Source organism: Cupriavidus sp. 22TCCZM01-5 (genome assembly GCF_057798915.1).
Genome location: NZ_JBYOJR010000002.1, coordinates 1 through 15,077, shown reverse-complemented (window position 1 = coordinate 15,077; position 15,077 = coordinate 1). Strand labels below are relative to the sequence as shown.

The 15,077-nt window shown below is 58.4% G+C and carries 10 protein-coding genes and 2 pseudogenes; 6 read left to right on the top strand and 6 right to left on the bottom strand.

The features are described from left to right. Nucleotides 1-9 precede the first annotated feature (9 nt). Together AC3FNH_RS02165 and AC3FNH_RS02160 are read left to right on the top strand one after the other, a co-directional pair. Complete coding sequence (locus AC3FNH_RS02165; protein ID WP_488718924.1) at nucleotides 10-1,092, top strand: glycosyltransferase family 4 protein; 1,083 nt, start codon at nucleotides 10-12, stop codon at nucleotides 1,090-1,092. Next, on the top strand, nucleotides 1,080-2,279 hold the full coding sequence (locus AC3FNH_RS02160) for a prenyltransferase/squalene oxidase repeat-containing protein (protein WP_488718923.1): 1,200 nt from the start codon (nucleotides 1,080-1,082) through the stop codon (nucleotides 2,277-2,279). The genes AC3FNH_RS02165 and AC3FNH_RS02160 overlap by 13 nt, the downstream gene beginning before the upstream one ends. 106 nt (nucleotides 2,280-2,385) lie before the next feature. Here AC3FNH_RS02160 and AC3FNH_RS02155 read toward each other — a convergent pair. The 4 genes and pseudogenes from AC3FNH_RS02155 to AC3FNH_RS02140 form a co-directional block, all read right to left on the bottom strand. Next, nucleotides 2,386-2,529 (bottom strand): annotated as a pseudogene (locus AC3FNH_RS02155) (transposase); the annotation flags it as partial. Nucleotides 2,530-2,540: 11 nt separating this feature from the next. Continuing rightward, a pseudogene (locus AC3FNH_RS02150) lies at nucleotides 2,541-2,987 on the bottom strand (transposase); the annotation flags it as partial. A gap of 62 nt (nucleotides 2,988-3,049) precedes the next feature. Then, nucleotides 3,050-3,802, bottom strand: coding sequence for a WecB/TagA/CpsF family glycosyltransferase (locus AC3FNH_RS02145; RefSeq protein WP_488718922.1), 753 nt, complete (start codon nucleotides 3,800-3,802; stop codon nucleotides 3,050-3,052). 59 nt (nucleotides 3,803-3,861) lie between these two features. Further along, nucleotides 3,862-5,241 carry an undecaprenyl-phosphate glucose phosphotransferase gene (locus AC3FNH_RS02140; protein WP_488719085.1) on the bottom strand — a complete coding sequence of 460 codons (1,380 nt, stop codon included), beginning with the start codon at nucleotides 5,239-5,241 and terminating at the stop codon, nucleotides 3,862-3,864. 844 nt (nucleotides 5,242-6,085) lie between these two features. Between AC3FNH_RS02140 and AC3FNH_RS02135 the strand changes: the two genes are divergently transcribed. From AC3FNH_RS02135 to AC3FNH_RS02120, 4 genes are all read left to right on the top strand, one after another. Then, the gene (locus tag AC3FNH_RS02135; RefSeq protein WP_488718921.1) at nucleotides 6,086-6,928 is read left to right on the top strand and encodes a transcriptional regulator; all 843 of its coding nucleotides are present in this window, start codon (nucleotides 6,086-6,088) and stop codon (nucleotides 6,926-6,928) included. A gap of 153 nt (nucleotides 6,929-7,081) precedes the next feature. Beyond that, nucleotides 7,082-8,773: a hypothetical protein gene (locus tag AC3FNH_RS02130; protein ID WP_488718920.1), complete on the top strand. Its 1,692-nt coding sequence runs from the start codon at nucleotides 7,082-7,084 to the stop codon at nucleotides 8,771-8,773. Between the two features lie 168 nt (nucleotides 8,774-8,941). Next, the gene (locus AC3FNH_RS02125) at nucleotides 8,942-10,063 is read left to right on the top strand and encodes a hypothetical protein (protein WP_488718919.1); all 1,122 of its coding nucleotides are present in this window, start codon (nucleotides 8,942-8,944) and stop codon (nucleotides 10,061-10,063) included. A gap of 836 nt (nucleotides 10,064-10,899) precedes the next feature. Continuing rightward, on the top strand, nucleotides 10,900-11,769 hold the full coding sequence (locus AC3FNH_RS02120) for a transcriptional regulator (RefSeq protein WP_488718918.1): 870 nt from the start codon (nucleotides 10,900-10,902) through the stop codon (nucleotides 11,767-11,769). A gap of 167 nt (nucleotides 11,770-11,936) precedes the next feature. On the opposite strand, the gene AC3FNH_RS02115 is transcribed toward AC3FNH_RS02120, so the two are convergent. Then, nucleotides 11,937-12,680: an EAL domain-containing protein gene (locus AC3FNH_RS02115; protein WP_488718917.1), complete on the bottom strand. Its 744-nt coding sequence runs from the start codon at nucleotides 12,678-12,680 to the stop codon at nucleotides 11,937-11,939. Between the two features lie 968 nt (nucleotides 12,681-13,648). Beyond that, nucleotides 13,649-13,942 (bottom strand): hypothetical protein, encoded by a 294-nt coding sequence (locus AC3FNH_RS02110; RefSeq protein ID WP_276100305.1) that lies wholly within the window; start codon nucleotides 13,940-13,942, stop codon nucleotides 13,649-13,651. Between the last annotated feature and the right edge of the window lie 1,135 nt (nucleotides 13,943-15,077).

The following is a 15,077-nucleotide window of genomic DNA, read 5'->3' as shown; positions in this document are numbered from 1 at the left end:
CGATGTGCGATGGCCGGTCCTTCGTTGGGCGAGAAGGGCGGTATCTCTGCCGTTGCCAAGGCCATGCTCGCGACTTCGGGCACTGTTCCGGCGATCGATTTTGTTTATATCGCCAGCTGGGGAGGGCATGGAGCCTTGGCGCGCGCTGTAACCTTCGTCCTGGCCCTTTTCAGACTTGGCTGGCTATGCGCATGCGGGCGCATAGATATTGTTCATCTTCACACCGCGTCTCGGGGCAGTTTTATTCGGAAGTACATACTCTCCCGGGTAGCCGTCTTGTTTGGTATTCCTTATATCGTGCATCTACATGGAGCTGGTTTCCACGACTTTTACCGAACTACACGATTTCAGTCCAAAGTGGATGGCTACTTCCGCGGCGCGTCGATAGTGATTGTTCTAGGCGAATGGTGGAAGGCTTGGGTGGCTGACACCGTGGGTGGGGTTCAGGTCATCAGCGTTGTGCGCAATGGAGTCCCCTCATCGCTCGCTCAGGCCCCTGGACAGAAGCCTGTGCGAAAAACTGAGGAAACTGAACTGTTGTTCCTGGGACGGCTTGGCAAGCGCAAAGGCCTTGAAGATTTGCTTCGCACCCTCGCGCAAATCAGGATTGAAAGGCCGGCGTTGCGGTTCTCACTTACAGTCGGTGGAGATGGCGACTGGCAGCCCTTTCAAGCAATGGTGGATAAGCTCGGTCTTAAAGACTGCGTGCGGTACCTGGGGTGGATCGATAGCGAAGCAAAGCTGCATCTGCTGGATAGCGCATCGGTTCTTGTGTTGCCTTCATACAACGAGGGATTGCCGGTCGCCATTGTCGAGGCCATGTCGCGGAGTTTGCCGGTGATATCGACCACCGTCGGTAGCATTCCGGAGGTGTTGGAGAACGAAAAGGAAGGCTGGATCATCCGGCCGGGCGATTTGCCTGCACTGAAGTACGCCTTGCTCAAGGCGGCAACGGACCGTGCCATGCTGACTGCAATGCAAGCCAATGCCTATCAGCGCTACCGGAAATCACTTTGCCTGGATGTGCAGATGGTAGAACTGTCAAGCATCTACCGTCGGGCTCTATCTGGCAAAGAAGAATGCGTAAAATGATAAATACCTCTGAGGTTCGGAAGACGCTACTGGCCAAGGCGCTTGAACATGATTTCGCTGGATACGACCCATTTGATGGGCTGAATAGTAGGGCTTTCACAGGCAGCGGGCTAGCGCGTTTCAGGCTGGCAAGGCTGGCGTGGATTCAGTTCTTCAAACGCTCGCCGGTCAATTTTCGTGCGATTGCTGGTGTACCGAGAATGCGCAACCCGAAGGGCGTCGCGCTGTTCATCCTGGGGTTGCTCGAGGAACGGGGTGCTGAAGTGCCCGCAGCGCTGTCTCTCGCCTGCGAGCTCGCAGACTGGCTAGTTCTTAGCCGCTGTGACAGGGCGTTGTGGGGCGGGAGCGCCTGGGGTTACCACTTTGATTGGGAAGCCCGGGCCTTTAGCGTGAAAGCCGGGAAGCCGAATGCGATTACCACATGCTACGTGGCCAGAAGCCTGTTGGCCCTCGGCAAGGCCGTTGGCAGACAGGACTATGTAAGCGCCGCAGTGGAAGCAGCCTATTTCATGGATACCCATTTGCTGGCCGAGCAGGATGGCGACGTCTACTTTCGATATATCCCCGGCGAGCCAACGCTGGTTCACAACGCCAATTTATGGGTGTCGGCGGTGGTGGGATCTGTGGCCCGTGAAGCTGGGGATGATCGGCTCGCAGAACGCGCCCTGGTCGCCGCCAGAACGTCGGCAGCCATGCAGCGTGAAGACGGTTCTTGGGCATACGGAACGCGAGGCCACCATCGCTTCGTCGATTGTTTTCACACAGGTTACAACCTCGAGGCGCTCGATATTATCGACAGCTGCCTGGGGTGTGGTGAATTCGAGCAGGTGCGTAGAACGGGCATGGAGTACTTTCGAAATGCCTTTTTTGAGCCAGACGGCGCCGTCAAGTACTACAGCGACAGGCTTTGGCCGATAGACACGCATTCAGTGGCGCAGGCATTGATTACGCTGTCGCGTGTCGGCGGACTTGACCAGGATTTCTCACTCGCTGATCGTATCCTGAACTGGGCTGTGGCGAACCTGTATGACGTAGGTCGCCGCCGGTTCGTTTACCAGCGACACCGTTGGTATGTGAACCGTGTAGACTATCTGCGTTGGACGCAAGCGTGGGCGTACTATGGACTCACCGTATACGAGTCGGAGCGCGCGAAGTTGGGGGCGCCGGCTAGAGGTGCCGCGCTTTGAGAGGTGGCGGCGTCAGGTTTTTTCTCAACGCGGGCCTGTCCGTATTTTTGTGTGCGAGACGGTTTTGAATTCCGTTAGCTTCGAGCGGCAGTAAATCGCTCGCCATCGGGTATTTGGCGCCCCACGGGCCGTCGGCGAAGTCTTGCAGCGCCTGTGCGAGCACCTTGCGGTCCTTATAGTTGGCGTATTCCAGGCTGTTGCGGATCAAATGCACAATGCAGGTCTGCACCGTCGTATGTGGATAGGCCGTGGCAACGGGGGGACTTCCGTTCCGTAGCTCTCGGCCAGAAACGCCTTAATCTCGCGCACGCTCATGCCGCGCGCGTACATGGCAATAATGCGCTCATCGAAGCCGGTAAAGCGCCGTTCGTGCTTCGGGATCAGTACTGGATCGAAGCTGCCATCGCGGTCGCGTGGCAGTTCGACCCGCACCGGGCCGCGGTCGATGATCACGGTCTTGCCGCTCAGACCTTTACGCGCATTGGACTGCTCGACCGGCTTGGGCTCGCCTGGCTTGTAGCCCAAATGCATGCTCATCTCGGCGCTCATCGCCCGCTCGATGATGGCTTTGTTGAATGCCAGCATCGAATCCTGGACCTCGCCGGGCGTCATCGGCCCTTTAACCAACTCGTCGAGCAAGCCTTCAGGCAAAGCAGGCAGCGGCCCGCGGGCCGCTGCCTGTGACGTCACCGTACGTTTCTTCTTCATTGGCATATCCATGGTCATACCTCTCATGATATGCCTCGTACACAAAATTCCGGATAGGGCCCTCAACGCCGCTCCGGCAAGATCCAGTCACGAAACACGAGAAAGGCAAATATGGTGTTGGTGACCAGGTAGCGCCTCCACATGCGACGAGGCTCCTGGATTACGCGATATAGCCATTCCATACCCCATTGCTGCATCCATAACGGAGCCCTGCGGACTTTTCCAGCGACGACGTCAAACGTGCCACCCACGCCCATGACGAAGTCAACTCCCAACTTGTCCTTCCAGCGATTGATGAAGTTCTCTTTTCTAGGTGAGGTGATTGCCACGAACAGCAACCGCGCGCCAGATGCTCGCACCTTTTCCACCAAGGCCGCCTCGTCGTCCCAAAAGTAGCCGTGGTGCCAGCCCGCGATGGGAAGATTCGGATGCAATTTGCGCAGTTCAGCCACGACCTGATCGACTACGGACTGGTGCGCCCCAAGCAGGTAAATCGGATACTGCTTTTCCGCGGCGCGTGAGGCCAGTGCCATGAAGAGATCCACTCCAGCAACACGTTCTGGCACCTCGTGGCCAAGCAAACGCGCGCCCCACACTACGCCCATGCCATCGATATTTACGATGTCACAGGCTTTCACAGATTCGGCCAGCGTCGGATCTTTGCGCAAGCTGACGATCTTCGCGACATTGACGACCACATGCTGTGTGAATGTTCGTGAAGTCAGGCGCTGGTCTATCACGTCCAGGGTCTCCCTCATGCTAAGAGCATGAGCATTAACACCAAATAGCTCGACTTTGCTTCTCTGCAGTGGCATCTCGGTTTGCAATATGGCAGATTTGATCAAGCGCCGCTGGGATTGCGGTGCGAACGGACCTAATAGGCATTCCGTCCCGTCCACCCCTTGAACGCCGTCCAAAAAATGATCCTCACATCCATCCAAAACGACCAGTTCCGGATATAGAAGATGTCGTGCTCCACCCGCTTGGCCATCTTGTCCAGGGTGTCGGTCTCACCACGATAGCCATTGATCTGCGCCCAGCCCGTAATCCCAGGCTTAACCCGGTGGCGCAGCATGTAGAAGTCCAACTGCTCCTTGTACATATTGTTATGCGCCATGGCGTGCGGCCTCGGCCCAACCACGCTCATCTCGCCCATGAGCACATTAATGAACTGCGGCAGCTCATCCAGGCTGGTGCGGCGCAGGAAGGCGCCGATCGGCGTAATGCGGCTGTCGCCTTTGGTGGCCTGCGTGACGGTGCCATGTTCGGTATGGACCTTCATGCTGCGGAACTTGTAGACATGGATGACGCGGCCGTCCAGGCCGAGGCGTTCCTGCTTGAAGAAGACAGGGCCAGGCGAGCCGCGCTTGATCAGGACAGCAATGATCAGGAACAGCGGCGACAGGGCGAGTAGGACAAGCGCGGCAAAGGTGCGATCGAAGATCGCCTTGATTGTGCCGCGCACGCCGAGCGCGGGCGGCTTGTTCATCTCCACCGCCGGCATGCCGAGGAAGTTGCCGACGTTGTGGTTGAGCAGGTCAAAGTCGAGCACGCTCGGCATCCATTTGATGTCGATGAAGTCATTGCGCAGCGAGAAGTTGATCTCCTGCATCAGGCGGTACTCGCTCATCGGCAGGGTGAGCCAGATCTCATCGACCTCATGCTCTCGCGCGAAGACGGGGATCTGGGCGCTGTCCGTTATGCGGGAGCGTCCTTCCGGCGTGGGCTCGCCTTCGGGGGCATAGATACCGCTGACCTTGTATCCGGTGGCGTGGCTGGCGGTCGCGCGGCGGTACATTTCCTGGCCGGTACGGCCAAAGCCGACAATGAGCACGCGCTTGCTATTGCCGCCGGTAATGCGCACCAGGTTGAGCACGGCGCGGCTGGCCACGCGCAGAGCCAGGAGGGCGACCAGGGAGAAGACGTACCAGTAGGCCATCCACAAGCGTGAGAGGTTGTCGGCCTCGTGCAGCAGATAGGTCAGCAGCAGGCTGATCAGCCAGACCAGGCTCCAGGCCGATACCAGGCGCGTGGCCAGCGAGAACAGGCTGCGGCCGCGCCACGAGCTGTAGAGGTCGAACCCTGGCAACACGATGAAGGCAATCGCGCAGCCAAAGTACTGGACGAAGAGGTGGACCGGTGCGTGCGCGGTGGCAAAACGCACCTCGCTGGCCAGGATTGCCGCAAGCCAGATGGCGCCGGCGTCGAGCAGGCGAACCATCAGCGCGAGCTGGTCGTGGTGCCTGGCAAACATATCGCGATAGATGCCCATTTGCTTTCCCCCGAAAGCGGTCGAGTAATGGGCGCTCAAGCGAGCGCCCATGCCCTTTTTGTCTCCTCCGAACTTGTAGTCCGCGCGCAGTGGCGGCCAGGCTCGTGACATGGCGTGCGTCTTGGATGCGCATGCTCATGGTGCGACGAAGCAGAGTCTTGCGGACTGCTTCGCAGCAGCCGGTTCGATGGTGTGGGATCGGTCAACAGGTTGATGGCCGACAATCGCTCTATCGAGGACCGCCCCATGGAACTGCAACGCTCTCTTCTGCCGGCGCGCTAATGGCGCCGGTGTGCTTCGTGTTTCAGGTGCGAATAGTGCGTTGCAGCGAGATGCGCCGGTACCCTTCATCGGAAGGGAAAGCGTGCCGGCTGTGAATCGCGTTGAACGGCAGAGCGGGTCGCTCACGGTTGGATAAGGGCTGCCCGTCCAGACGGATGCCGTCGCGCAAAACACCGACGAAAAGCTCCACCGGTACGCATGCGCCTGCACCGAAGCGGCGACTGCATGGTTGGCGGATTGTGTGTGAGCACGACGGCAAGACGGCGCAGCGCCCTACGCAGCCTTGACTTGGGAGCGCACGTTTGTAGCCGGACGCGCTACGCGATTAGCGCGATTGTCGCGCTCTCGCGCGCGAATGCCGTGAGATTGTTCATTGCGTTACCCTTCTCAAGAAGGGAGCAGAGATAGCAACGAACCCCTCGCATGTGGGGAAAAGTTAAATCGATTTAGCCTGCAGAATCCAAACCGCTTGATTGTGTGGTGCACAAATTACTGAGTCCGCTCAGCGTTTCTGCATCCTCCACTAGAAAAAAGCAGTACAGGGATGAAAAAGGCAGAACGTTCTGAAGCATTTACGCGTGAGCAGCTGAATTCTTATTTCGCCTCGTACGTAGGGATGGAAGGGGGGAATCCGCGCGCAGCCGTTTGGTTTTGTGACAGCTCACCGCATCCAAGAGGTGAGGCGCTGGTGGCGCCGCTTGTCCCGCTCCGGCAGCCCGGTGCATGGGACGCTGCGTACCGTCACCAGAACCGCGATCACATGGCCCGCTGGCAGTCCCACCAGAAGATCGCACGGATCATGTCAGCAGCGCGCGCACAGATACTCAACGAAGCCATAGGCGATCAGGACTGGAAGGATTATTTCGACCGTCATTTGTATGCGCCGCGCGGCGCGGAGTTCAAGCTTAGCCTGTTTCCTCTGCCAGCACGCCTGATCAATCAGACACCATGGTCCAAGGCGTTTCGCGGACAGCCGGAGCTCTTGCCCAAGCAGCGTTACATCGATCTTTGCCGGGACGGTCCGCGTTTCGCCTTCATCGATGAGATCCGCCAACGCTGGAAACCAAAGGTAGTGGTGTGCCTGGGCGAGCGGCACACCGAGGATTTTGTGCAGGCCTTCGGCCTCAGGAATGTGCGCGGCGTGGACCACGTCTTGCAACCCGCAGATCAACCCAAGACCCTGCGCGTGCTGACGCACGACAGCACCACGTGGATCATCTGCCCGGCCCTCGCCGGCGCAGCGGGACTGACGTCCGATGTGTTGCTCGACGCCATGGGGCAATACATTGCCGGTTGGTTAGGAGCGGACGATTTTGCTGCACTCGGCACGATGACGGATGAGCAAGCAACTGCTTTCCCCCGCCAAGTAGGGGTGACACAGATTTAGAGATTTGTTTATCTGTGTGCCGGCGGCGAACTGCAGGCAAGCGTGGCAAGACAGCGCAGTGTAGGGCGTCGGCGACTGCGCGCGGCAGTTTTCCGTCGCAGGATTCCGACCATGTTTCGACGTATCGAAGTATCGATCTCAGGAGAGAGCAGCGTGCAAACCAACACCCGTTTCATCTTCACCCTCGGCATCATGGCGGCTGCCGTGGCCACGCTAGTTGCCTGCGGAGGCGGCGACGACTCGAGCACGCCTCCCCAGGCTGCTGTGAACGGCAAGGCGGTTGACTTCTACCTGTCCGGTGCGACGGTCACCTTCCTCGATTGCGGAAACAAGACCGTGACGACGAATGCAACCGGCGACTTCACCTTTCCGGACGGTTGCACTAAGAGCGCGCTGAAGGTAACTGGCGGCACCGATATCGGTACGAACCAGCCGTTCACCGGGGTACTGCAGGCACCGGCGGTGGCATACAAGCAAGGGGTGACACCGGTGATCTCGCCCCTTACCACCCTGGTGGCACAACTCGGGCCGGATCAAGCGGCGGCCCTGGCGACGAAGCTCGGCCTGACAGGCAAGGACCTGACCACACTGGACCCGATGCAAGACGCGGCCGCGCTCAAGGCAGCGGTGGTGGTGCAGCAACTGGTCGACCAGGTTGCAAAGACCCTGACGGGCCTGGCCACCGGAGGCACGCTGAGCGCCTCGGATGCGGCCGCAGCGGCATCCAAGGCGGTGGCCAGCGCTGTGGCCGGTGCGTCGGGCACGGCTGACCTGACCAGCAGCACGCTGGTCACGAACGTGGTGTCCAGCGCTGTGCAGAACGCCAAGCCTGGCCTGCCAGCGAGCCTGCAGTCGAACATCGCCGCCGTGGCGGCCAACGTTGCCGCGCTGGCTGGTCCGGTCATCACGAGCCAGGTGTCGAGCGTGAACACTGCGCTGAACGCCATTGTGTTGAGCAGCAGCCCGGCCGACACGCTGTCTAAGCTGAAGGCTAGCGGATCGCTGAACGCCGTAACCGAGAGCGCCCAGTCCACGGCGACCACGACACTGGTCAAGGCCGTGACGCCGGCCGCGTTGAGTGATGCTTCGAACGCGGCCAAGCTGGCCAAGCTTGGCGATGCTGTCTCAACTGGCAATACTGCCGCGATCCAGCAGGCAGCCTCGACCCTGGGCAGTGCGGTGGACAGCAGCGCTATTAACACTGTGGTGAACGCGGTCAAGCTAAGCAATTATCTCCAACTTGCAAACCTTACGATCAACGGCTTGTCATATCCGATCACCGATGCAATCTCGGTATCTGGCGGCACGCTGAGCTCTATCAAAGTCGCCGTGACGCAGAACGGTGACGCCTTCGGGGGCGGTGCGTCGCAAGTGCGTGCCGGACTGAGCTATAACTATGGCGGGAATGAGGTCGATGTCATCATCGAGAACGTGACGCTGACGTTCAATGGATCGCAACTGGTGAATGCAGTGGTGCCGGCCAACACGTCGTATTCTTTCCGCATCAGCGGCAATCTGACGGCTGCCGCAAGCCTGACCAATGCCGTGCAGGACAATTTGTTCGACAGCGCCAACGGCGGCTCGCTGAACCTCCCGTTCACCGTATTCCTCAGCAAACTCAAGTCCGCCGGTGCGCTGAGCCAGGCGCAGGTTGATTCCCTTACGCCGAAGTCGGTCAGCACGTTCCCCGTGACGTTTGCTGTAACGGGTATCAGTGGCAAGGGTGTGAAACTGGGTACCTTGGTCGACGGTAGCGTACAGAAGGCCAAGACCGCTTCGGTAGCGACGGACGTGGCCAAGGTGACCGGTGATGGCCTCAAGACCACGGTGACGCTCAACCCGTAAACGCAGCCTTGCCCAGCCTTCCGCATCGATGGGGAAGGCCACGCCCCGGTCATCCGAACGCTTGTCTTATTGCAATATGCGCCGGATGGCCGGGTTCTTTTTGTGACTGCGTCGAGCTCCCGGGAGCTCGTCACGCATGAGGCTCGCCCAGTGGCCTCGGAGTTTCCTATGCAGCGGTTTCACAAGCGCCGGCTAAACCAAGCCTGTGCCATGATGCTGGGCTTGTCGTGTGTGGGCGCAGCCAGCGCCGCTCCGGACGATGTATTCATGCAGGCCGAGCCCGCTACGGGAGAGTTCACATCGTTGCGGATAGAAGCCAGCTACGACATGGTCAATAACGCCGTCGACGTCTTGCACCTGCGGCAAAGCCAAGGCGCCGTACCGGACAATGCTGGCGACTACCGGGGCGGAAAACTCATGCTGGCGTACAAGTTCTCGCCACATTGGTCGGGCTCAGCGACTTACTGGCGCCGAGATATCGACTACGGTGTGGACACGAACCATATCGACAGCTGGATGCTGGCCCTGCACTATGATCCACTTGCCGAGCCGGGCGCACGTGACCGCATAATGACGCGATTCGCGCTGTGGGGTGACTACGGTGGCAGCCTGACACGCTCTTCGCCGCTCAAGGTACGCAACACCACTTTCAACAGTGTCACGGTGAACGGCGCAAACGACATCCAGGGCCAGGCCGACGTCATCTTCTCAGGGGAGCTTAGCGAGCGTAACCAGCTCACCGGTTTCCTCGGGCTTGGTGTCAGCCGTGTGACGCTCGGTAGTATCAATACCCGGCTGCAGCGCGGTAATTGCAATTTCAATGTCGCCATCGGGTCGGACAATATCGCCCGCGGCGCGCTGGCATCTCCGTGCGCGGTGGGTAATACCCATCTGCAGTCTGCCTCGTTCGCTGTCGACGCGGGGCAGTTCGGTATGAATCTCAACGACGATTTCAGCTACATTGCTGGCTACCTGAACCTCGGAGGTTCATGGCGCTGGAAGTACCAGAACTTCGCCGCACGATTAGGCTATCAGTTCCAGTATCTGTTGCGTAGCAATGTCGACGACAGCACGCATAACTATGGCCACTCGCCAGTACGTTCTAATCATACGCTGGGGCTTGAACTTTCCTATGCCGCAGTGAAGAACGTGGAGGTGTTCCTGCGCGGCCAGGCGTCGTTGCACAATTTCGTCGGAACGATCCCGTTTCTCTACAACGCTGCGACGGCTGGAAAGATGGATCGCTACTACGGGTACGCTTCGGTCGGCATTCGCTTCTCCGGGTTCTGAATTCGAGATCCGGGCTGGCTTTTTGAGACGAGCTGGGCGGCTTGCTGAGATGAACCCCACTTCCTAAGTTAGCGATTGACTAGAAGCCGTGCCACTACTTGGCCTGGCTCATAGGAGACGGTCGTGTGTAGTCGCCATCTTCTTTTCAGCGAGGGCAAGCTCCAGCAGCATATTTCTATCCCTCCCGCGGAGGGGTGGAAAAATCTCAATTCCCGGATATGCTGCGTCGCAGCAAATTGATTTATGTCTGACATTAAAATATTGTAATTTCTATTTCTGACGACCTTAGTTAAAGTAGTACCAATTGCAGAGTTGTCGTGGAATAAAGATGGTGGTTGTGTTGGAATGTCGCGCGGCAATGTGTCGGAAGACAGATTAACTATATTATTGCCGGTCTGCTATCGACAAACCAATGGTGACGTTTCATTGGTGGGAACGAAACTGGCTCGGGACCCGCGCAAGGTCAGCCTTCTTTTTTGCCAAGCATACGCTTAGGCTGGCGGCAGCCACACGGCTGGATGAACGCACGGGGTACCGGGGGCTAGCCCCATCATTTAGCGGGCCGACCAGAGATCTCCAGGAACGACCAGCACTCACGGGTTGCATGGCATCACACGGGACACTACAAAAGATCCCGTCAGCATAACGATGCAAACGACGAAGCCGTACTGGTTCCGTTCACCGTTCCCCCCATTATCTGCAGAACAAGATTTATAGCGACCACAGCGGCACGCGCGCCCCAGGGGCGATGGCACGTTGGGGCATTGGATGTGTAGGGGTCCCATTGGGTAGTAAGGGATAATATGCGGCAATCAGGGGTATTCTCGCGTCAGGAGTTGGATCGTTATTTCGCCTCGTTCGTGGGGATGGAAGGAGGCAACCCAAGTGCTCCCGTTTGGATATGCGATAGAAGCGCGACATCGTCGAAGCCCCTCGTCACGCCGCTGCAGCCGCTTGTGGCGCCGCCCGCTTGGGACGCTGTGTTTCGCCATGAGCACCGGGAAAGTATGGGCAGGTGGCTCGGCCATCAGTACGTTGCCCGCATCATGGCCGCCGCGCGAGCTGAAGCGCTAGGCGTTCGGCTCACGGACAACGACTGGGAACAGTACTACTGGCGCCATCTCTACGCGCCATGGGGAACCGAGTTCAGGCTGAGCCTGTTTCCCCTGTCTTCCCATTTCAATGGGCGAACGACCTGGTCGAAGGCGTTTCGAGGCCAGCCCGAACTCGTCCCGCAGTCGCGCTACGAGGAATTGTGCCGGCACGGCGAGCGCTTCCGATTTCTTGCAAAGACGCGCGCCCGCTGGCGCCCAAAGGTAGTTGTTTGTCTGAGCCATCGGTACACGGACGAGTACATCGAAGCTTTTTCGCTTGGTGCGCTTACCAGCGAAGAGCACTCAATTCAGCCGGCTGATCAAGTGAGGCGCTTGCGGGTCTTCGCCAAAGAAGGAACGACATGGATCATCTGCCCAGCCGTTGGCGGCAGCGCAGGGCTGACCTCACAGGTACAGCTCGATGCGTTTGGCAGGTTTATTGGTGGGTACCTGACTGCGGGCGACTTCAAACACTGCTTCGATCTGGACGCAGTCGACGACGCACTATGGGCGAGGCGGACACCGTGGGGCGAACCGTGCCAGAGGAACAAGTTGCCTGCCGACGCGGCTCGTTGTCGCACGGAGGAGTGTTCTCAACCGGCGTTTCCTTGATCGAACACGCTCCGGCGGGTGACTCTTGAACTGTTTGCTTGGTGTTCTGGCTAAAAACTGATTTTAGAAAATTTGAATTTCGTTAATTCAAAAAAATGGTAATATAATTTTTCTTCATTTTTTGAATTTCCCATTCAAGCACCGCATGCGCGGTGCTTTTTTTTATATCAGAGGCGGTGTCTACTAAACAGACCCAGTGCGTGTCCGGCCAGAGTAACTGCCGGCAAAGCATTCGGCTTGCCCAGGATAAAGCCTTGGGCATATGTGATTCCAATCTCGCGACAGACTATCAGGTCTTCCACCGTCTCGACGCCTTCTGCTATGAGTTGCGCTTGTCCGAGCTTGGCGAGTCCTTGCAGGTGACGCACCGCTTCGAGGCGGAACGCTGACCGGGCCACACCGGCGACAATCGATCGATCAACCTTGATGTAATCGGGCTGTAGTCTAATCCACAGGTCAAGGTTGGAATTTCCGGCACCGAAGTCGTCCAGGGCGAACTGCGCCCCTGCCTTGCGCATGTACCGAAGGGAAGTTTCAAGGGACGATATGGGCTCGGGGCTTGCCTGCTCTGTTAGCTCGACGACGATTCGGTCGATGGGAAATTGCATCGCTCCCAGGAATTCGCGCAGATCGTCTTCCCAGCTGATGATCTCCCGGATCGCTGCGGCACTGAAGTTCAAGAAGAGCTTTCCGGGAAGCCGTGCTTTTGCGAAAGTACTTACGCTAAGTCTGCTTGCAAAAAGCTCCAGCTGAAGCAGGCAGTCTTCACGTTGAGCTTGACCAAAGAGCGCCAAGGGGTTTTCCATATCGGACCCCGCCGGTCCACGCAGCAATGCTTCGTAGCCCAGTATCTCTCCCGACGAAAGGATGCCGATGGGCTGGAACACCGCATGCAGCAACTGCTTATCCATGCACTCGGTAATTGACAGAGTCATTTTCTGAGTTGTAATGAGAAAAGCGGTACGCCATGGAGACACGATGGGCTTCGAGAAGCAACGACCGAGGTGCGCTTCAGGCTCTCGGCCGCTTTCTAAGGGGGCCTTATGAGGTTGGCATACGAACTAGTTTTGATCTCAGTGGCCACGGCTTGGACGCGAGGATCCAGATGCAAACGAGTGGACCAAGGAATGGGACCAGAGAGAGATAGGCATACAGCGCATTGAAGTGCGCGGCCCTGAACACCGCCCGGAATGGGACAAACCACGCCGCCTCGAAGACGACGAAGGAAAGCACGTAGAGCATTGCAGCTTACCGGTGATGGGGTTGAAATTCGATGAACTCGTTCATTTCGGCGCCCTTGGTAGCCTGCTGTCCGTGGACGGGTACGTAGATGGCGGATGCTGCAGGGACTTGGTTATTCCGCCTTGGGGCGCTGAGGTTCCAAGCTGGGAAGCGCCTGCTGCTCTGCCAGCGCTATAGCTCTGTCCAATATCGGCGTTGACGCCAGCCGCGGAGTAGCTTTGCATTGGTTGGCTTGAGCCGTAGGTGGCACCGCCGTACTGGCCAGACTGGCCGTAGCTGGCCGCGCCGAGACGCTGTCCTGCAATGGTGTTTCCAGCCACTAGCGCAAGTATCAAGAGGGATAGCTTTTTCACCGCAGGGCTCCTTTCTATGAGCGGGCGCATAAGCGAGGCGCTGGCCCTGATCGAGGCCCAGTCTTTAATCCATGTTGCGCCGCAACCCATTCTACCGACACACCTGATTATCCGATCCCATCGAAGTAGGGGATAAACCAGACCGAGCTGAGGTAGGTTCGCCGACGTCATGAGCATCCCACGACCTAAGCCGCTTCCTGATCTGAGTGGACAGGCAGACCGGTACCAGGATTGAACCTGGCAGCCGCCTTCGGACGGTTTTTCTTCAGGCTTTCCTGGACGCGCTAGTCGTTGCGTTGCTCAGCTGCTGCAGCGCCTTCTCGGAGTCCCCGAATGTAGGCTCGCATGCTAGCGAGCAGGCTATGTGCGATTGCATCGTCGGGGGGCGGGTCGCGGTAAAGCAATTCGGCTTTGATTAGTAATCTACCGATCAGGTTTCTGGCCCAGGCAAGATGAATCCGGGCATGGATCTGATTCAGGCTACGAAGCGCACTTTCATTGGAGGTCGCTACATCGTTCTTCTCGATGATGTTCGACAGTTCCGCTGCAATTTGTCGCAAGTATTCAGAAGTCTTCATGATGCGAAGTGATGGACGGACGCAAGGGGGTTAGCCGTAAGGGAATGTTCGCTACTCGCGCGAAATCGGGCGAATGCCACGGGCGTTAGCAAGGATGTGGGAATCGATTTTTTTTAAGCCGCCGGGATGCAGTGATGGCATTGCGGCGGTCATCCCGGGCTTCCTTGGTGCCTACGTGAGCGGCTGTCACGGGCAGAGCAATGCCAGCCATAAAAGAAGAGGGTGTAGGGGCAAAGGGGATGCTCCTACACCCACAAAGTCGGCAAAGGGTCAGCTTGCCTGGATCCATTGTGTTGCGATGCAGCATGATGGGTACCCCTCAAAAGTCTGGGCATGCTTATGTGGGGTAAGGAAACGGTGGCAGCCGACGACGGACCCTACCCGAACGCTTGCCATCAAGTGCACTTGCATCGAGTGAATACGCTTTCGCCCGAAGCAATGGCAGGCCTGCGAGCGCGGAAACCGCCTGTGCGCCAGTAACGCTGCCACCCCTCCCAGGAGGGGAAAGTTCAGGTGGACGCCATTGATACACTCCCTCCGCGTGCGCCAGGCGGCTGGGAGGGGGATCAGTCACTGGCCGCCGCCGGGGGCGCCTTAGGGCGCCCTTTGTTATCGGGCCTTCCTGTCAACTCGCTTCGCTGGAACTGTTGCCGAGCCCTGCTCTTGTACGATCCCCATGTAGGGCTCGGGTACGACGTTCCAATAGCGCGGTGGGACGCCTACGGCTGCGCTGCGCGCGCATCCTAGTCGGTGTGCGGGGGGCATCATCGTCGCCAGTGCCAACGGTTCGGTTTCTCTGCTTCGCTGCGGCGCGGTTTGCCTGCGGCCTGGGTGCTCAGACTAGGGCTCTGCGCGTAGCGCAGCCGAAGGCGATTACACGATGTCGGTAGCAGCAGGGACCACGGACAGTTTCGGGGCTCGTTCACTCTAATCCTGCCCACGGACGCGCACCACGCGGCAGGCAGCCAGGCACACTCTGAAGTTCATACCCGTACAACACCCGCAGCACACTACGATCAATATTCGCCCGCTAGGGCAAGTAAACGCGCTTTTTGGTTACTTTTTGTCGCTCGCGGTGTGTGTCAAGGTAGTTGTCGCGTCCGCCGCTATGCTGCCTTTTTGTACTCCTTAGGCT